Origin of the sequence: Streptomyces sp. NPDC005374 (assembly GCF_042872225.1) — a bacterium.
In the GTDB taxonomy this organism is placed as follows: Bacteria; Actinomycetota; Actinomycetes; order Streptomycetales; family Streptomycetaceae; genus Streptomyces.
Genome location: NZ_JBIAKA010000005.1, coordinates 266,725 through 284,785, shown reverse-complemented (window position 1 = coordinate 284,785; position 18,061 = coordinate 266,725). Strand labels below are relative to the sequence as shown.

14 protein-coding genes and 2 tRNA genes are annotated in these 18,061 nt (G+C 69.3%); 11 read left to right on the top strand and 5 right to left on the bottom strand.

The genetic code is table 11. The features are described from left to right. The first annotated feature begins 197 nt into the window (after positions 1–197). The 7 genes from gnd to ACFYRX_RS15065 all read left to right on the top strand — a co-directional run bounded on the left by gnd (position 198) and on the right by ACFYRX_RS15065 (position 8,881). Entirely contained in the window at positions 198–1,073 is an 876-nt protein-coding gene (gene gnd, locus ACFYRX_RS15095; protein WP_389099587.1) for a phosphogluconate dehydrogenase (NAD(+)-dependent, decarboxylating), read from the top strand. Positions 1,074–1,125: 52 nt separating this feature from the next. After that, positions 1,126–2,247, top strand: a complete 1,122-nt coding sequence (gene recF / locus ACFYRX_RS15090; protein ID WP_389099585.1) for a DNA replication/repair protein RecF — start codon at positions 1,126–1,128, stop codon at positions 2,245–2,247. Further along, positions 2,244–2,783, top strand: a complete 540-nt coding sequence (locus ACFYRX_RS15085; RefSeq protein WP_389099583.1) for a DUF721 domain-containing protein — start codon at positions 2,244–2,246, stop codon at positions 2,781–2,783. Before recF ends, ACFYRX_RS15085 begins: the two co-directional genes overlap by 4 nt. Positions 2,784–3,155: 372 nt before the next feature. Further along, on the top strand, positions 3,156–5,228 hold the full coding sequence (gene gyrB, locus ACFYRX_RS15080) for a DNA topoisomerase (ATP-hydrolyzing) subunit B (protein WP_389099581.1): 2,073 nt from the start codon (positions 3,156–3,158) through the stop codon (positions 5,226–5,228). Positions 5,229–5,270: 42 nt separating this feature from the next. Next, complete coding sequence (gyrA, locus tag ACFYRX_RS15075; RefSeq protein WP_389099579.1) at positions 5,271–7,868, top strand: DNA gyrase subunit A; 2,598 nt, start codon at positions 5,271–5,273, stop codon at positions 7,866–7,868. An 18-nt stretch (positions 7,869–7,886) separates the two neighbouring features. Beyond that, positions 7,887–8,693 carry a DUF3566 domain-containing protein gene (locus ACFYRX_RS15070; protein ID WP_389099577.1) on the top strand — a complete coding sequence of 269 codons (807 nt, stop codon included), beginning with the start codon at positions 7,887–7,889 and terminating at the stop codon, positions 8,691–8,693. 111 nt (positions 8,694–8,804) lie between these two features. Further along, positions 8,805–8,881: transfer RNA gene (locus ACFYRX_RS15065), tRNA-Ile, on the top strand. A gap of 75 nt (positions 8,882–8,956) precedes the next feature. Here ACFYRX_RS15065 and ACFYRX_RS15060 read toward each other — a convergent pair. Then, entirely contained in the window at positions 8,957–9,322 is a 366-nt protein-coding gene (locus tag ACFYRX_RS15060; RefSeq protein WP_389099575.1) for a DUF6344 domain-containing protein, read from the bottom strand. A gap of 338 nt (positions 9,323–9,660) precedes the next feature. Between ACFYRX_RS15060 and ACFYRX_RS15055 the strand changes: the two genes are divergently transcribed. Then, complete coding sequence (locus tag ACFYRX_RS15055; protein ID WP_003999697.1) at positions 9,661–9,789, top strand: DLW-39 family protein; 129 nt, start codon at positions 9,661–9,663, stop codon at positions 9,787–9,789. A 296-nt stretch (positions 9,790–10,085) separates the two neighbouring features. Then, the gene (locus tag ACFYRX_RS15050) at positions 10,086–11,471 is read left to right on the top strand and encodes a hypothetical protein (RefSeq protein WP_389099573.1); all 1,386 of its coding nucleotides are present in this window, start codon (positions 10,086–10,088) and stop codon (positions 11,469–11,471) included. A gap of 278 nt (positions 11,472–11,749) precedes the next feature. Here the strand turns inward: ACFYRX_RS15050 and ACFYRX_RS15045 are convergent, their stop codons facing one another. Beyond that, the gene (locus ACFYRX_RS15045; protein WP_389099571.1) at positions 11,750–13,825 is read right to left on the bottom strand and encodes a protein kinase; all 2,076 of its coding nucleotides are present in this window, start codon (positions 13,823–13,825) and stop codon (positions 11,750–11,752) included. A 238-nt stretch (positions 13,826–14,063) separates the two neighbouring features. Continuing rightward, positions 14,064–14,612, bottom strand: a complete 549-nt coding sequence (locus ACFYRX_RS15040; protein WP_328748744.1) for a DNA-binding protein — start codon at positions 14,610–14,612, stop codon at positions 14,064–14,066. A gap of 183 nt (positions 14,613–14,795) precedes the next feature. Here ACFYRX_RS15040 and ACFYRX_RS15035 point away from each other — a divergent pair. After that, positions 14,796–14,868: transfer RNA gene (locus tag ACFYRX_RS15035), tRNA-Ala, on the top strand. 331 nt (positions 14,869–15,199) lie between these two features. Next, positions 15,200–16,057: a glycoside hydrolase family 6 protein gene (locus tag ACFYRX_RS15030; protein WP_389099568.1), complete on the top strand. Its 858-nt coding sequence runs from the start codon at positions 15,200–15,202 to the stop codon at positions 16,055–16,057. 33 nt (positions 16,058–16,090) lie between these two features. Here ACFYRX_RS15030 and ACFYRX_RS15025 read toward each other — a convergent pair whose 3' ends face one another. Both ACFYRX_RS15025 and ACFYRX_RS15020 read right to left on the bottom strand, forming a co-directional pair. Continuing rightward, positions 16,091–17,068 (bottom strand): glycoside hydrolase family 26 protein, encoded by a 978-nt coding sequence (locus tag ACFYRX_RS15025; RefSeq protein WP_389099566.1) that lies wholly within the window; start codon positions 17,066–17,068, stop codon positions 16,091–16,093. A 153-nt stretch (positions 17,069–17,221) separates the two neighbouring features. Further along, on the bottom strand, positions 17,222–17,923 hold the full coding sequence (locus ACFYRX_RS15020; RefSeq protein ID WP_389099564.1) for a DUF5324 family protein: 702 nt from the start codon (positions 17,921–17,923) through the stop codon (positions 17,222–17,224). Between the last annotated feature and the right edge of the window lie 138 nt (positions 17,924–18,061).

Here is an 18,061-nt window from a genome sequence, read left to right as displayed (position 1 = left end):
GGGGTGTGGGGGTTGTCCCCCACAAGATCGCAGCCTGCCGGTGCGGCTCAGCGGCTGAGCGGTCGCTGCCGGAAAGCCCCAGGTGAGGGCATACGTTTGAGCGCGTATGCCCACAGGTGTGCGTGAGCGTCCGGGTTTAGGCTCGTACGTGGGTACGAAAGTGCCCCAACACGTCACCGCAACCTAAGGAACATCTGATGGAGCTCGGTCTCGTCGGCCTCGGCAAGATGGGCGGCAACATGCGCGAGCGGATCCGCCGCGCAGGCCACACCGTGATCGGATACGACCGCAACCCGGACCTCGCCGACGTCCACAGCTTGAAGGAGCTTGCGGACGCGCTTGAGGGCCCGCGGGTCGTGTGGGTGATGGTCCCGGCCGGTGCGCCGACCCAGGCGACCGTCGACGAGCTGGCCGAGCTCCTGGAGCCGGGTGACATCGTGGTCGACGGCGGGAACTCCCGCTGGACGGACGACGAGAAGCACGCCGGGGAACTGGCGGCCAAGGGCATCGGCTTCGTCGACTGCGGTGTCTCCGGCGGTGTGTGGGGCCTGGAGAACGGTTATGCGCTGATGTACGGCGGCGACGCGGAGAACGTCGCCAAGGTGCAGCCGGTCTTCGACGCCCTCAAGCCCAAGGGCGACGCCGGTGCGGTGCACGCGGGCAAGGTCGGCGCGGGCCACTTCGCGAAGATGGTCCACAACGGCATCGAGTACGCGATGATGCAGGCCTATGCCGAGGGCTGGGAGCTCCTGGAGAAGGTCGACTCCGTGACCGACGTCCGGGAGGTCTTCCGCTCCTGGCAGGAGGGCACGGTCATCCGTTCCTGGCTGCTGGACCTCGCGGTCAACGCTCTCGACGACGACGAGCACCTGGAGAAGCTGCGCGGTTTCGCACAGGACTCCGGTGAGGGCCGGTGGACCGTGGAGGCGGCCATCGACCACGCGGTGCCGCTGCCGGCGATCACCGCGTCGCTGTTCGCGCGGTACGCGTCCCGCCAGGACGACTCGCCGCAGATGAAGATGATCGCGGCGCTGCGCAACCAGTTCGGCGGCCACGCGGTAGAGACGAAGTAATCCACAGGACTGTGCACACAGTCCACAAGCTGGGGGAGGTCGGCGCCCGACCATGCACGTCACGCATCTGTCGCTGGCCGACTTCCGCTCGTACGCCCGGGTCGAGGTTCCGCTCGACCCGGGCGTCACCGCGTTCGTGGGTCCCAACGGGCAGGGCAAGACGAACCTGGTCGAGGCGATCGGCTATCTCGCCACACTCGCCAGTCACCGGGTCGCCTCCGATGCTCCCCTGGTCCGCATGGGCGCCGACCGTGCGATCGTCCGGGCGCAGGTCAGGCAGGGTGAGCGGCAGCAGTTGGTCGAGCTGGAGCTGAACCCCGGCAAGGCGAACCGGGCCCGCATCAACAGGTCCTCGCAGGTCAGGCCACGTGATGTGCTCGGGATCGTGCGCACCGTGCTGTTCGCTCCGGAGGATCTCGCGCTGGTGAAGGGCGATCCGGGCGAGCGGCGCCGCTTCCTGGACGAGCTGATCACCGCGCGCTCGCCGCGCATGGCAGGCGTCCGCTCCGACTACGAGCGTGTGCTCAAGCAGCGCAACACGCTGCTGAAGTCGGCCGCGCTCGCGCGGCGGCACGGTGGCCGTTCGATGGATCTGTCGACGCTCGACGTGTGGGACCAGCATCTCGCGCGCGTGGGCGCCGAGTTGCTCGCCCAGCGGCTCGATCTGATCGCCGCGCTGCAGCCGCTGGCCGACAAGGCGTACGAGCAGCTGGCGCCCGGCGGTGGTCCGGTCGCGCTGGAGTACAAGCCGTCCGCGCCGGGTGAGGCGCACACGCGCGAGGATCTCCTGGAGCAGCTGATGGCCGCGCTCGCGGAGGTGCGCAAGCAGGAGATCGAGCGGGGCGTGACCCTGGTGGGGCCGCATCGGGACGATCTGAATCTCAAGCTCGGTCAGCTGCCCGCCAAGGGGTACGCCTCGCACGGCGAGTCCTGGTCGTACGCGCTGGCGTTGCGCCTGGCGTCGTACGACCTGCTCAGGGCGGAGGGGAACGAGCCGGTGCTGATCCTGGACGACGTGTTCGCCGAGTTGGACACGCGGCGCCGTGAGCGCCTGGCCGAGCTGGTCGCGCCGGGTGAGCAGGTTCTGGTGACGGCGGCGGTGGACGACGATGTGCCGCATGTGCTGACGGGGACGCGGTACGCGGTGTCCGAGGGGGCGGTGGAGCGCGTATGAGCGACGAGGAGGCCAAGAGGCCCCCGGGGCCGGTCGAGCCGTCCGGTGTCGACCTCGCGCGCGTGGCGCTGCGGGCCGCCAAGGAGCAGGCACGCGCGCGTGGGGACGCGGCGCAGGAGAAGAAGCAGGCACGGCGTGGTGGTGGCCTGCGCTCCGGGGCGCGCGCCGACGGACGCGACCCCATGGCGTTCGGCGCCGCGATCAACCGGCTGATCACCGAGCGCGGCTGGGAGACGCCTGCCGCGGTGGGCGGGGTGATGGGGCGCTGGCCGCAGATCGTGGGCGAGGACCTGGCCAAGCACTGTGTGCCGGATACGTACGACGAGGACGAGCGGGTGCTGGTGGTGCGCTGCGACTCGACGGCGTGGGCGACGAATCTGCGGCTGCTCGCGCCCCAGCTGGTGGCCCGTCTGAACGAGGATCTCGGGCACGGTGCCGTGAAGGTGATCAAGGTGAACGGGCCCGCTGGCCCCCCTCGTCGCTACGGTCCGCTGCGCGCCCCCGGCAGCGTGGGACCCGGCGACACCTACGGGTGACAGACATCACATTAAGGGCGTCGGCGGTGCCATCGCGGCGCCGCCGACGCCTTTGTCGTGGCACCGCGCGCGGCTGCGAATCGCGACCTGACTCCCAAGTAGCCAAGGGTTGACAGCCCGAAGCGCTGAAAGCCTCCTTGAGCCTCCTGGAGCCCCGCTCCGTATATGGGGACCCGGAAGACGCCGGTTGAGGGCGGCACATGAGGACTCAGGTACCGGCAAACCCCCATCACTGTCGGCGCTACCGGTAGACTGGAAGCCAATCCCGCCCCAAACGTGGGGACCGCCCGGGAAACGCTGAGCAACGCTGATCAAGGCTTACCAACGCAACATGCCGCAGCCGCTCCGGCAACCCGCCGACGAGCCTGGCTCGTGCTGTGCCAGAAAGGGCGCTTCGTGGCCGATTCCGGCAACCCCAACGAGAACATCCCGTCCACCGACGCCGAGGCGACCTCGTCGAACGGCGAGGTCACCGCCTCGTACGACGCCAGTGCCATCACCGTCCTCGAGGGTCTGGACGCGGTCCGCAAGCGACCCGGTATGTACATCGGCTCGACCGGTGAGCGTGGCCTGCACCACTTGGTGCAGGAGGTCGTCGACAACTCCGTCGACGAGGCGCTGGCCGGGCACGCGGACACCATCGACGTGACGATCCTCGCCGACGGCGGCGTCCGCGTCATCGACAACGGCCGCGGCATCCCGGTGGGCATCGTCCCCTCCGAGGGCAAGCCGGCCGTCGAGGTCGTGCTGACAGTGCTGCACGCGGGCGGCAAGTTCGGCGGCGGCGGCTACGCGGTCTCCGGCGGTCTGCACGGCGTCGGCGTCTCCGTGGTGAACGCCCTGTCCAGCAGGGTCGCCGTCGAGGTCAAGACCGACGGCTACCGCTGGACGCAGGACTACAAGCTGGGTGTCCCGACGGCTCCGCTGGCCCAGCACGAGGCGACGGACGAGCACGGCACGTCGGTCACCTTCTGGGCCGACGGCGACATCTTCGAGACGACCGAGTACTCCTTCGAGACGCTCTCCCGGCGCTTTCAGGAGATGGCGTTCCTCAACAAGGGTTTGAGGATCAAACTCACTGACGAGCGCGAGTCGGCGAAGGCCACCACCGGGGCGGACGAGGCGGGCGCCGACGACAAGGCCGAGGTCAAGACCGTCGAGTACCACTACGAGGGCGGCATCGTCGACTTCGTGAAGTACCTCAACTCCCGCAAGGGCGATGTGGTGCACCCCACCGTGATCGACCTCGAGGCCGAGGACAAGGAAAAGCTCCTCTCCCTCGAAGTCGCGATGCAGTGGAACAGCAGCTACTCCGAGGGCGTCTACTCCTTCGCGAACATCATCCACACGCATGAGGGCGGTACGCACGAGGAGGGCTTCCGCGCGGCGCTGACGAACCTCGTCAACAAGTACGCGCGCGACAAGAAGCTGCTCCGCGAGAAGGACGACAACCTCACGGGTGACGACATCCGCGAGGGTCTGACCGCGATCATCTCGGTGAAGCTGAGCGAGCCGCAATTCGAGGGCCAGACCAAGACCAAGCTGGGCAACACCGAGGTGAAGACCTTCGTCCAGAAGGTCGTCTACGAGCACCTCACGGACTGGCTGGACCGCAACCCCGTCGAGGCCGCGGACATCATCCGCAAGTCCATCCAGGCGGCCACCGCGCGCGTGGCGGCCCGCAAGGCCCGCGACCTGACCCGGCGCAAGGGCCTGCTGGAGACGGCGTCCCTGCCGGGCAAGCTCTCCGACTGCCAGTCGAACGACCCGACCAAGTGCGAGATCTTCATCGTCGAGGGTGACTCCGCCGGCGGTTCGGCCAAGTCCGGCCGGAACCCCGAGTACCAGGCGATCCTCCCGATCCGCGGCAAGATCCTGAACGTCGAGAAGGCGCGGATCGACAAGATCCTGCAGAACCAGGAGATCCAGGCGCTGATCTCGGCCTTCGGCACCGGAGTCCACGAGGACTTCGACATCGAGAAGCTGCGCTATCACAAGATCATCCTGATGGCGGACGCCGACGTCGACGGCCAGCACATCTCCACCCTGCTGCTGACCTTCCTGTTCCGCTTCATGCGGCCGCTGGTCGAGGCCGGGCACGTGTACCTCTCCCGACCCCCCCTGTACAAGATCAAGTGGGGCCGGGACGACATCGAGTACGCGTACTCCGACCGCGAGCGCGACGCGCTGATCGAGATGGGCCGGCAGCGCGGCAAGCGCATCCGCGAGGACTCCATCCAGCGCTTCAAGGGCCTCGGCGAGATGAACGCCGAGGAACTGCGCATCACGACCATGGACCAGGAGCACCGCGTCCTCGGCCAGGTCACCCTGGACGACGCCGCCCAGGCCGACGACCTGTTCTCCGTCCTGATGGGCGAGGACGTCGAGGCCCGCCGCCAGTTCATCCAGCGCAACGCCAAGGACGTCCGGTTCCTCGACATCTGAGTCGGTCTCAGCTGACCGCACCAGAAAGGATCTTCACCAGCAATGGCCGACGAGAACACTCCCATCGCCCCTGAAGAAGGCGGCGAAATCGTGATGCGTGTCGAGCCCGTCGGGCTCGAGACGGAGATGCAGCGTTCGTACCTGGACTATGCGATGTCCGTCATCGTGTCCCGTGCGCTGCCGGACGTCCGGGACGGTCTCAAGCCCGTCCACCGCCGCGTCCTGTACGCCATGTACGACGGTGGCTACCGGCCCGAGAAGGGCTTCTACAAGTGCGCCCGCGTCGTCGGCGACGTCATGGGCAACTACCACCCGCACGGCGACTCCTCGATCTACGACGCGCTGGTCCGCCTCGCGCAGCCGTGGTCGATGCGGATGCCGCTGGTGGACTCCAACGGCAACTTCGGATCTCCCGGCAACGACCCGGCGGCCGCCATGCGGTACACCGAGTGCAAGATGATGCCGCTGTCCATGGAGATGGTCCGTGACATCGACGAGGAGACCGTCGACTTCACGGACAACTACGACGGCCGCTCCCAGGAGCCGACCGTCCTGCCGGCCCGGTTCCCCAACCTGCTGATCAACGGCTCCGCCGGCATCGCGGTCGGCATGGCGACCAACATCCCGCCGCACAACCTGCGCGAGGTCGCGTCCGGCGCCCAGTGGTACCTGGAGAACCCGGAAGCCAGTCACGAGGAGCTGCTCGACGCCCTCATCGAGCGCATCAAGGGCCCCGACTTCCCGACCGGCGCCCTTGTGGTGGGCCGCAAGGGCATCGAGGAGGCCTACCGCACCGGTCGTGGCTCGATCACCATGCGTGCCGTCGTCGCGGTCGAGGAGATCCAGAACCGCCAGTGCCTGGTGGTCACGGAACTGCCGTACCAGACCAACCCCGACAACCTCGCGCAGAAGATCGCCGACCTGGTGAAGGACGGCAAGGTCGGCGGCATCGCGGACGTCCGGGACGAGACCAGCTCCCGTACCGGTCAGCGTCTGGTCATCGTGCTCAAGAGGGACGCGGTCGCCAAGGTCGTACTGAACAACCTCTACAAGCACACGGACCTGCAGTCGAACTTCGGCGCCAACATGCTGGCGCTCGTCGACGGTGTCCCGCGCACCCTCTCGCTCGACGCGTTCATCCGGCACTGGGTGGCGCACCAGATCGAGGTCATCGTCCGGCGTACGAAGTTCCGGCTGCGCAAGGCCGAGGAGCGGGCGCACATCCTGCGCGGCCTGCTGAAGGCCCTGGACGCCATCGACGAGGTCATCGCGCTGATCCGGCGCAGCGACACCGTCGACATCGCGCGCGGGGGCCTGATGGAGCTCCTGGAGATCGACGAGATCCAGGCCAACGCCATCCTCGAGATGCAGCTGCGCCGACTGGCCGCCCTGGAGCGCCAGAAGATCATCCAGGAGCACGACGAACTCCAGGCGAAGATCACCGAGTACAACGAGATCCTGGCCTCGCCGGTCCGCCAGCGTGGCATCGTCAGCGCGGAACTGGCCGCGATCGTCGAGAAGTTCGGCGACGACCGCAAGACCATGCTGGTGCCCTACGACGGTGACATGTCCATCGAGGACCTGATCGCCGAAGAGGACATCGTCGTCACCATCTCGCGCGGTGGCTACGTCAAGCGCACCAAGACCGAGGACTACCGCTCGCAGAAGCGCGGCGGCAAGGGCGTACGCGGCACGAAGCTCAAGGAAGACGACATCGTCGACCACTTCTTCGTGTCGACCACGCACCACTGGCTGCTGTTCTTCACCAACAAGGGCCGCGTCTACCGGGCCAAGGCGTACGAACTGCCGGACGCCGGCCGTGACGCGCGCGGGCAGCACGTCGCGAACCTGCTGGCCTTCCAGCCGGACGAGGCGATCGCCGAGATCCTCGCGATCCGCGACTACGACGCGGCGCCCTACCTGGTGCTCGCCACGAAGGCGGGTCTGGTCAAGAAGACGTCACTGAAGGATTACGACTCTCCGCGTTCCGGTGGCGTCATCGCCATCAACCTGCGTGAGCGCGAGGACGGTTCGGACGACGAACTGATCGGCGCCGAACTCGTCTCGGCCGACAGTGATCTGCTTCTGATCAGCAAGAAGGCACAGTCGATCAGGTTCACCGCCTCGGACGACACCCTTCGTCCCATGGGGCGTGCCACCTCGGGTGTCAAGGGCATGAGCTTCCGTGAAGGTGACGAGCTGCTCTCGATGAATGTTGTTCGACCCGGTACGTTCGTGTTCACTGCTACGGACGGCGGGTACGCGAAGCGGACCCCTGTCGACGAGTACCGCGTCCAGGGTCGCGGTGGCCTCGGTATCAAGGCCGCCAAGATCGTGGAGGACCGTGGATCACTCGTCGGTGCGCTGGTGGTCGAGGAGAGCGACGAGATCCTCGCCATCACGCTGTCCGGCGGTGTGATTCGTACGCGAGTCAGCGGGGTCAGGGAGACGGGCCGTGACACCATGGGCGTCCAACTGATCAACCTGGGCAAGCGCGATGCCGTGGTCGGCATCGCGCGTAACGCCGAGGCGGGACGTGAGGCGGAGGAGGTCGACGGCGATGTGGCCGACGACGAGACCGCCGAGGATGCCGTCGAGACCATCGGCACGGACGAGGGTGAGTCGCCCTCGGTCGAGTAGCACGAGGAGAGAGTCATCGTGAGCGGAGCCACGGGCGCCGGATCGACCGGAACCTCTACGGGGTCCTCCCCCGGCACGGGGGGAGACGGCGGCGGCCGTGGCTCTGCCGCGCGTGCGACAGAAGCGAACACGACGGATACGCACACGACTCAACTCAAGGCGATCAAGCCTCCCGCGACGGAGCCGCGCTCGCCTGAGACGCATGGATCCCAGGGGGGACCTGTGACGGACACCCAGCCGCCGGCCCAGCCGACGGCGCCCGCCGCACCACCGAAGGCGGCGGCCCAGCCGCAGCCCCAGCCCGCGGCACCGCCCCAGCCGCTCTCGCCGCTGCCGGGGGAACGGCAGCCGCAGCAGCAGACCGGTCCGTACCACCCGCCTCAGGCCTACCCGACACAGGCCACTCCTGCCGGTGCCGTACGGCGCCCGCGTACCGGTGCGCGCACCACGCCCCGTACGCGCAAAGCACGTCTGCGGGTGGCCAAGGCCGACCCGTGGTCCGTCATGAAAGTCAGCTTCCTGCTCTCCATCGCGCTCGGCATCTGCACGATCGTCGCGGCCGCCGTGCTGTGGATGGTCATGGACGCGATGGGTGTCTTCTCGACGGTCGGCGGGACGATCTCCGAGGCGACCGGTTCGAACGAGTCGAACGGCTTCGACCTCCAGGCGTTCCTCTCCCTGCCGAACGTCCTGATGTTCACGTCGATCATCGCGGTCATCGACGTCGTTCTCGCGACGGCACTCGCGACTCTCGGCGCGTTCATCTACAACCTCTCCGCGGGCTTCGTCGGCGGCGTCGAGCTGACGCTGGCCGAAGACGAGTAACCACTGCTTCAAACCTGTGGGGCGGCCCTCGGGTAACCGATTTTGGGACTGCCCACGTCGTGCGCTAATCTTCAGGAGTCAGCGCGCGGGACACACCCCGCAGAGCGCGGCGGGGCTATAGCTCAGTTGGTTAGAGCGCATCCCTGATAAGGATGAGGCCACAGGTTCAAATCCTGTTAGCCCCACCACCACGAAGACCTTCAGCCGATACAGGTTGGGGGTCTTCGGCTTTTGCCTGGGTGTTTCCGGGTGGTGGTGTGCCGTCAGCGTTCGAGAACAGCGTCAGAGGCGCAGTCGGTCTGGGCTGCGATCGTTTCCACAGTCGTCATCGTGTCCGCGTCGGCCTCCGTCTCCGTGTCCGCGGGGGAGCGGTGGCGGCAGTGGGGGGTCTTGCCGTGGGCCTCGGCGCGGATGCGCTGCTTCATCGTGGGGGGCAGCGACCTGGTGTGGGACCAGAGCGCCGAGGACACCGAGGGCGGCTCCGGGTGTGCGGCTGCGCTGTTGCGGGCCGGCTGGGTCTGCGGTAGTGCGGCCGCGGCGGTCGTCGTGATGAGTCCGAGCGCGGTGCACAGCGCGAGGAAGGCGGTGATGACGGCGGTCCACAGCTTCATGACCTTGTTCTGGGCCATGGTCCCTCACTTTCGGCTTGGGCGATTTGCGTACTTTCCTCATGATGTGTATATGCGCCGCGAAATCACGGACCGCCGCCTGTGGCGCGTCGATCTTCAGATGAACACCACACGGATGGGTGCAAGCAGGTGGAAAAGGAGGAGAAACGGGGTGAGCGGGGTCGAAGTGACCTTCCGTCAAGGTGTGATCACCCTCTGATCGGAGGTCCTTATTCCACTTCTACTGGGCTGTCCCAGGCGGGAGTTGAGGGCCCGGCGCAGGTCACCGATCGGTATCGGTCGGTGTGTATAGTCGGGCGCCAGAGGTCCTCTACGTCAAGGAAAGACGAGGTCGCGCGGTGAAGAAGCTTCTCCTGGTCGCACTGGCCGCTATTGGCGGGCTCCTCGTGTACCGCCAGATCCAGGCGGATCGCGCCGAGCAGGATCTGTGGACGGAGGCGACTGACTCCGTGCCCACGGGTTCGTGAGTACCGAGATCCGATTCTGAGCAGACCCCGGCCGTGGTTGCGGTCGGGGTTTTGTGTTGCCTGCGGGTCGGACAGGGGTTTCGGACGGCCGTGCGGATTGCCGGCGTGGGCGGCGGCCCGGCGGGGCAGGATGGGCCACGGCCGGCCGCACGAGCTGTCGGCAGCAACGGCATTCAGGTCGCAGAGCAGTCAGGGTCGTACGGGTGCTCATGTCGCACGAGGGTCCGTCACAGAGACGGCCGCGTCGCATGAACGGCCGTGGCAGCGCGGACGCGGGCACGGAGAGGTGGCGCGGGATGGGGCGGCGTACGGCGGGGTGGCGGGCGGCCGTCGTGGGGGCGGTACTGGGCGTGCTGGCCGGAGTGCCCGGCTTTCCCGTCCTCGCGGCCTCCGGTTCTCCTTCTCCTACGTCCGCCCCCGACTCCGGCTCTCCCTCGACCTCTCCGTCTTCCTCCGCCACGGCGTCCTCGTACGCCTTCGCCGAAGGCGCCCCGTCGGTCACGGGCACCGTGAGCACCGAGGACGCCGGACTTCTCGAGCCCGGCACGACGTACCGGAGCTCACTGCCGAGCGCCGGCAAAGTCCACTACCGCCTCCAACTCGACGGCACGTCGACCGTCTACGTCGCCGCCACAGCCGTACCCCCCGCAGATGCCGAGGTCACCGCCACAGAAGGCGTCCGGGTCTCCGTGCAGGACGCCGACGGCCACTCCTGCTCCGCGGCGGACACCGCCACCATCGGCTCCGGCCGTAGCCCACGTCCCCTCACCGCCTGGGGCGCGCGCGTGCTCCCGTCGAACCGGTCACTGTGCCAGGGCGCCGGGACGTACTACGTCGTCGTCGAACGGGTTCTGCGCACCGAGTCCTCGCCGGACGCCTGGGACCTGGAGCTCTCACCCGTACGGGAACCGCGGCTGCGGCAGGCCGGTTCGACCAGTGCGCCCGAGGCCTGGGACTCCGCCACCCCCTCGCCTCCTGCCGGCGCGGCCACACGGCTCCGGGGCGGCGCGGGATTCGGCTCGGCGGCCGCGCTGGAGCAAGGGGTCTGGCGGGATGACCTACGACCCGGACAGACACTGTTCTACGAGGTGCCGGTCGACTGGGGGCAGCAGCTGTACGCCACCGCCGACCTGAGCAGCCTGGGCGGCGGTGGGACGGGCGGCAACGGCTTCGTGCCGGGGGCCGTGAATCTGGCCCTGTACAACCCCGCGCGCGGGCTCGTCGACGCCACGAGCATCAGCTACAACGGCAGCCGGAAATCGGGTGCCCTCGCCGCCCTGCCACCGGTCGAATACGCCAACCGGTACGCCGTCTCCGACCGGGTCAACGGGATGCGGTTCGCCGGGGCCTACTACCTCGTCGTGCATCTCGCCGCGCGGATGGGCGAGGAGTACGGCGACGGGCCGCTCGGGCTGACGCTGCGCGTGCGCGTGAAGGGGGAGGCGACGGCCGGGCCCGGGTACGCGGGGCAGTCCGAGCCCTCCGGGATCTTCCAGGTCGGGCTTCCTGGGCGGGAGCCGGGGGCTGTGGGCGGGGCGGCTGCTGGTGAAGGCGACGGTGGTGGAGGCGGGGACGCCGGGATGAAGCTCGTGGCCGTCGGGGGGATCGGAGCGGGGACCGTAGTGCTGGTGGTTCTCGGGGTGTGGACCGTGGTGGGGCGGCGGAGGGCTGCGGGGGTTTAGGGCGGAGGGCGGCTCGGGCGTCAGCGGGCAGGCGGTTGCGCTTCCGTTCCAAGGCTGAGAGTGGTGCTTCAGGGTTGTGGGCGCACGGAGCTCGGGGCTCCGGGTCGCTGGGACTTCGGTAGGGGTTCCGGAGTGCGTGGCGTTTCGGCCTGCAGGTTCAGGGCCCCCTCGGTACCCCGGAAGCGGGCCCGCTGCATGACCGCCGGGCTCCCCGTGGCGCGGGCAACTCCGGCTCGCGGGCAACTCCGGCTCGCGGGTCGCTCCGGAATGCCGGGCTCTCAGATCTGGGTGAGCGCCCAGAAACCCACGGCGTAGCAGGCCAGGGCCAGGAGCAGGAGGGGAATCGCCACCCTGGCGGGTGGCCCGCTGCGGCGTGCTCGTGAAATTGCCCGGCCGGGAGGCGGAACCTGTGGGCTCCGAGCGGTGTACGAAGCAGTAGAGGCATCGGCACGGGGCTGGTGCGGGATCGGCGTCGGGGCCCGCGTGGGGAAGCGTGCGGCGGGAGGTTGGGGGGAGGGCAGGACGTGAGTGGGGGGTGTGGGGTCGTGGGGGGAGGCGTAGGAGGAGTAGGCCTGCGTCTGTGGGCGGTGACGGTGTGGCTGTTCCTGGCGTTCCGGTGGGGTGGGGTGCTGGGGCGGTGGCAGATGGAAGCTGCCGGTGTCCGGCATCGAGGGCGGCCGGGTGGGAGCGGGCGGGGCATGGTGCGTGGACCAGGAAGTTCTGGAGCCCGCTCCGGAGTCGCCGGTCGGGGAGGACGTGTCGGCGCCGGACTGGGCGGCGGGGGCGCCGGCACCTGGAGAGGGCGGGAGGTCTGCTCCGGTGGGCCAGGATGGCGGGCCGGTCTGCTCGGACCAAGGCACCGGGTTCGCCTGCTCCGGCCAGGAGGGCGAACTCGTCTCACCGGGCCAGGGCTGCGCGCCTCCCTCGCCGGGCCGGACGGCTGCGTTTCCGTCCCGGCTCCAGGACTCCTCGTTTCCCTCCCCGCGCCAGGACGGCTCGTCTCTTTCACCGGGCCGAGGAGCCGTTCTGTGCGCCCCACGGGGCTGTATGGGCGCCCGCGCCCCGCCTGCATCGAGTGGATGGGAAGGCCTTCCGCTTCCCTCGCCGAACCAGGAGGACCCCCCGCCCGCCTCCCCAGGTCGGGAAGCCATCCCGTTCCCGTCGCCGGGCCAGGAAGACACCCCGCCCGCGTCACCGGAATCAGCACCAGCGCCAGGACCAGGGCCAGGACCGGAATCAGCACCAGCACCAACACCAGGACCAGGACCAGCACCGTAACCAGGCCAGGAAGAGCTCCCGTTTCCGCCGCCCGCGCCGAAATCCGCGCTCGCTCCACCGGGCCCGGACGGCGCGCCCCGTTCTCCGCTGCCCCCCGAAGAACCCTCGCCACCGTCACCGGTCCGGAAGCGAGCCTCTTCCCCCGTCCAGGAGCCCCCATTGCGCGTCCTGCTCGGATCCACCCCCGGTGCTTGCTTGACCGGTCCCTCCGGGCCGAACCCAGGGGGCAGGGGCCCGAGTTGGTCGAAGATCTCGATCGACTCGTCGTCGGGACCGGGATCCGTGAGGAGCTCCCTGGCGGCCGCGAGGGCTTTACGGGCGCCCGTGGCGGTGCGGAAGCGTGCCTGGGGATCCGGCTGGAGGAGCGAGGCCACCACCTGCCAGAGCGGCTCGGGGACGCTCTGGGGCGCGCCCGGGGTGCCGTGGGCGGCGAAGTACTGGATGAGCGCCTTGGCGTCGGGCTTGGCGCCCTCCAGGAGATACAGCGCGACCAGGCCCACGGCGAACAGGTCGGCGGGGAAGTCAGGTTCCGCGCCCAGCATCTGCTCCGGGGCGAGATAGCCGGGCGTGCCCACGACGAGGTTGGTCTCGGTCAGGCGTGGCTCGCCCAGCCGCATGGCGATACCGAAGTCGGACAGGCGCAGCCTGGGCCGTCCGGTGCCGGTCGCCTCGAGCAGGATGTTGGCGGGTTTGATGTCGCGGTGGACGACGCCTTCCGCGTGCACCGCCGCCAGTCCGGAGAGGAGTTGGTCGAGCAGGGTGCAGACGAAGGCGGGTGGCAGGGGGCCGTAGTCCCCGATCAGGTGGACGAGCGAGCCGCCGGCGACCAGGTCCATGGTGAACAGGACCTTGTCGTCGTCGGCGGCCCAGCTGGCGGGCGCGAGCACATGGGGGTGGTCGATCCGCAGGGCCTGCTCGCGGACGAAGCGCAACAAAGAGTGCGCATCGCTCTGCAACAGGACCTTGGCGGCCACAAAGCGGCGGCGCCGATGATCCCAGGCACGCCAGACGGCGCCGACGCCTCCGCGTCCGATCGGGTCGGCCAGTTCGTACCGGCCGGCGAACACCTCACCCATGACTGCGCGTCGCTCCTCCCCCTGCGGTTCCCCCCTTGCATCCCCCTCGATGAGCGGTACGACCCCTCGTGGCCTCCCGGATGAGAGATACGGCCCCGTGTTCCTCGTCTCCTCGACGGCTGACACACCCCCGTGTGTCAGCCACCGGTGAGGAGCGCGACCCCCTCGCGCTCCCCCGTGCCACCCGCACGACCCTCGGCCCGGCTGCCGAACCCCCTTCGGCGGCCGGGCGGACGGTTCAGCTCTGGTGGGACTGGTAGTGCGTGACCGCGTCGGACGTACGGCCGGCACCGTAGACCCGGAGGAACTCTGCCAGTTCCGGATGGGTCGGGGCGAGGGAGTCGGCCGCGTCGATGATGTCTCCGGCCGCGGCCACCGAGCGCAGCAGCGACTGGATCTCACGGACGACCCGCTTGACCGTCGGCGCACCCGAACTGCTCGTCGTGGTCGTGGTGTTGCTGAGCACCGAGCCCCCCTGCGACTTCTTGATCTCGTCCATGCGCTCGGTCGCCTCGGCCGCGCTCACGCTGCCGTCGGCGACCTGCCCCGCCAGGTCCTGCAACAGCTGCACCCGCTGGACCACGGCGGGATTGCCGATCTTCGCCCGCTGACCGCTCATCAGCTGTGACAGCATCGGAGCGGACAGTCCCAGTACCCCCGCGAGACGAGCCTGGTTGAGGCCGAGGTCGTCTATGAGCTTACGGAAGAGCGCCCCCAACGGCTCCCCGTACCAGTTCCGCTGAAGCTCCCGCGCTCTTGCGGTCGCTTCCTGTTGTGCGGCGTCCATGTGCGTCTCCCCATCGCTTCCCCAAAAATCCGTGGTTCGCGTCAGCGAACCACGCCGAGCATCTTACGGAGAGTGGTCGTTCGCGGGGACCCCAATCTGTTTGCGGAATACCGGGGATGACCCGGTACTCTGGTCTGCGGCGCCCACCGGTAAGTGGTTCTTCCGGCGGACGCTTCTCCTCCCGGGGCCTTAGCTCAGTTGGTAGAGCGCTGTCTTTGCATGGCAGATGTCAGGGGTTCGACTCCCCTAGGCTCCACTCCGAAAAACCCCTCCGACCTGCGAAAACGCGGGCGGAGGGGTTTTTGGTGCGTGAGGTGGGACGATGTCGGGCACGGAATGCCGGTGGCGTCCTGCCGGGTCATGATCGGACCAGGCCGACCTCCCACTCCCGACCGCACAGCGGACACGCCATGCACCGACGCCACGCTCGATCCCTCCCCCGACTTCTCGCGGCCCTCGGCCTGCTGATCGCCGCCGCCGCACCGGCCGCCGGCCTCCCGACATCCCCCGCGCCGCACCCATCCGCGCCGCACCCATCCGCGCCGCAGACGACCGCACCGTGGGCCCCCGGGCCACTGTCCCTCTGGGTGGATCCGAACACCCCCGCCGCGCTCCAGGCCGCCGAGTACCGACGCCTGGGCCGGACCGAGGACGCGGCGCTGATCGACAGGATCGCCACCCGCCCGCAGGCCACCTGGCTGACCGGCGCGAACCCCGGCCCCACCGTCCGCGCCCTCACCACCGAGGCCGCCCTCACCGGACGTACCGCGCTGCTCGTCGCCTACTACATCCCACACCGCGACTGCGGATCCTTCTCCGCGGGCGGCGCGGACGACGCACAGGACTACCGGGCCTACATCGACTCCTTCGCCGAGGGCCTCGGCGACCGGGCAGCCCTCGTCGTCCTCGAACCCGACGCCGTGCCACAGGCCCTGGCTGACTGCCCCCAGACGGACACCGCGGACCCACTCGCCCTGCTCGCCCACGCCGTGGAACGTCTCACGCAGCAGCCCCGCACCCGGGTCTACGTCGACGCCGGGAACCCCGGATGGATCACCGACGTGCCCTGGCTGGCCCGCGCACTGCGCCGGGCGGGCGTGGACGGGGCCGACGGCTTCGCGCTCAACGTCTCCAATTTCCAGACCACGGAGACCGTCCTGTCGTACGGAGGACGTGTGGCGGACGCCCTCGGCGGCAGCGCGCACTTCGTCGTCGACACCAGCCGAAACGGCAACGGCCCCCACATGGGCGTGGACGCCTGGTGCAATCCGCCGGGCCGCGCGCTGGGCAGCCCGCCCACGACGGACACCGGGATCCCGGGCGTGGACGCCTACCTGTGGATCAAACGGCCGGGGGAGTCGGACGGAACCTGCCGCGGCGGACCGCCGGCCGGCCACTGGTGGCCCCAATACGCCCTGGACCTGGCGCGGGCCGCACACGACTGACCCACGCGCCCGGCCTCCTCCCGCCCACTCCACTCACCGCTCGGCCGACTCAGCGCCGCCGCCCATCAAGGAGCGGTACACCGCCGACGACCTCGGATGGGAACGGCACCCCCACACGCCGTGCGGGCAGTAGTCGCTGATCGACTGGTACAGAGGACGCTGACGGGCGAACCACGTGAGCATGCCGCGCATATAGGCCGGATTGTCACCGTTCTCGTACAGCCCCCACTCCTGGTACGAGACCGGCTTGCCGTGGGCACGCGCGAAGCGGACGTGAGCGCGCAGACCGTACGGCTCCTCGACCTGGGCGGTGAAGCCCAGCCCGCGCGGGGCGTCGTAGGCGTCCATACCGATGATGTCGACGACCTCGTCACCCGGATAGCAGCGCGGCCACGGGATCGCGTCGCGGCCGCGGTTGGGCGTGAACTCGAAGCGCAGACGCTGTCCCGGCACCGAGCGCATCGCACGCACGATCCTCGTCCAGTACGCCTTCCAGGCGGCCGGGTCCGGGCCGCACCGATGGGTGTACGTGGTGCCGTTCATCTCCCAGCCCAGCACGACGACCGTGTCCGGGACGCCGAGACCCACCAATCGCCGGGCCAGGGCACGGAAATGCCCGTCGTAGGCGCCGCTCGCCCCGCGCCGGAGCTCCGCACGGACCACACTGTCGGACAGATGGCCCTCGGTGCGCTCCAGCATCGGCACATTGAGGACGAACATCCGCTTCGCGCCGGCCCGCCGCCACGCCGCCCAGGACTCCAGATAACCCGGCGCACCCTCGATGTTGCTCCAACGGTCACCGGGCAGGTACACGTGACCGACCCGCGGCGCGGGCCCGCCGAGCCAGGCACCGAGCTCGCCCAGACGCCGCACGTCGGAGGGCTCGTAGCCGACATAGGCGCCGTAAGCGGAAACCGAAGCCGGTTCAGGAGCGCGAGCGGTACAGGAGGAAACCGCCAGGAGCAGCAGTACGGTGGCCAGGGCGGGCAGCCCACGACACGAGGGCTTCATGAGGCGGCGGTCCATCCGGTTCGGGAGACATGGTCCCGAGACTGTGACGCACCCGAGCCCTCCCGCACCGGCCCGGTCACACCGTCGGGTGAACACCACGGTGGGGCGGAAACTTTCCGCCCCACCACTGGTACACGCGCCGTCGAAACGGCGTCAGCGCCCTTCGTCGTGCCTCGCGGCGTCCTCCTCGGCCTCCTTCGCCTGGACCTCCGGGTCCAGCGCGGACTGGCCGCTGCCGTCCACGGACGTCAGACGACCGGTCTCGGGCACCTCGGTCGCGGCAGGGGGCTCGACCAGCCAGTCCGGGTTGGCCTGCTTGTCCCACCACTTCCAAGCGGCGTAGGCGCCGCCCGCGACGATGCCCGCGACGGCCAGCGCCTTGGCGAGCCGTCCGGCCCGTGCCCGCCGCTCGTGCTTGCGGACCAGCTTGCGGACCTCCTTGGGCGTGACCTGGCCACGCAGCGCGGCCAGTGCGGCCGCGCTCCGTGCCGTGGCCTCCTCCCGGACCGGACCGGCCGCGGCGACGGCCTGCTCGATCCTCGGACGCGAGTAGTCGGCGGCCTGGCGGGCCGCCTTGCGGGTACGGGTGGCCGCCTCGTGGGCGGCCTGATCGACCTTCGGCGGAACATGCGTGCGAGCCTGCTCAAGACGCGGCGCGACATGAGCGCCGTACTGGACACGCGCCTGCCCGGCCGCCTGGGTGACCTTCGGCGCGAGCCGTACGCGTGCCTCCTGCGCATAGTGCGAGGCCTTGTCCTTGGCCGTGTCGGCGTAGGGCGCCACCACTTCCGCGGCGTGCAGCACGCTGTCCTTCGCCGAGCCGGTCGCGGCGCGCACGCTGTCAATGCGGGTCACGGGATCCTCCTCCTCGGTGGCGTACGGTAATTCGACTTTCCACCCTTTTCCGGATCATGCATGCCGGAGCACAACCCGGCACTCGAGGGACGGGCATCCGGATCAATAGCGGATGAATACGTGGCAACAGGAGCTTGT

Coding starts and splice junctions, on each gene's coding strand:
- recF (WP_389099585.1), top strand. CDS start 1,126: ATGCACGTCACGCATCTGTCGCTGGCCGACTTCCGCTCGTACGCCCGG.
- ACFYRX_RS15045 (WP_389099571.1), bottom strand. CDS start 13,825: ATGGGTGAGGTGTTCGCCGGCCGGTACGAACTGGCCGACCCGATCGGA.
- gyrA (WP_389099579.1), top strand. CDS start 5,271: ATGGCCGACGAGAACACTCCCATCGCCCCTGAAGAAGGCGGCGAAATC.
- ACFYRX_RS15050 (WP_389099573.1), top strand. CDS start 10,086: ATGGGGCGGCGTACGGCGGGGTGGCGGGCGGCCGTCGTGGGGGCGGTA.
- ACFYRX_RS15040 (WP_328748744.1), bottom strand. CDS start 14,612: ATGGACGCCGCACAACAGGAAGCGACCGCAAGAGCGCGGGAGCTTCAG.
- ACFYRX_RS15085 (WP_389099583.1), top strand. CDS start 2,244: ATGAGCGACGAGGAGGCCAAGAGGCCCCCGGGGCCGGTCGAGCCGTCC.
- ACFYRX_RS15060 (WP_389099575.1), bottom strand. CDS start 9,322: ATGGCCCAGAACAAGGTCATGAAGCTGTGGACCGCCGTCATCACCGCC.
- ACFYRX_RS15025 (WP_389099566.1), bottom strand. CDS start 17,068: ATGAAGCCCTCGTGTCGTGGGCTGCCCGCCCTGGCCACCGTACTGCTG.
- gnd (WP_389099587.1), top strand. CDS start 198: ATGGAGCTCGGTCTCGTCGGCCTCGGCAAGATGGGCGGCAACATGCGC.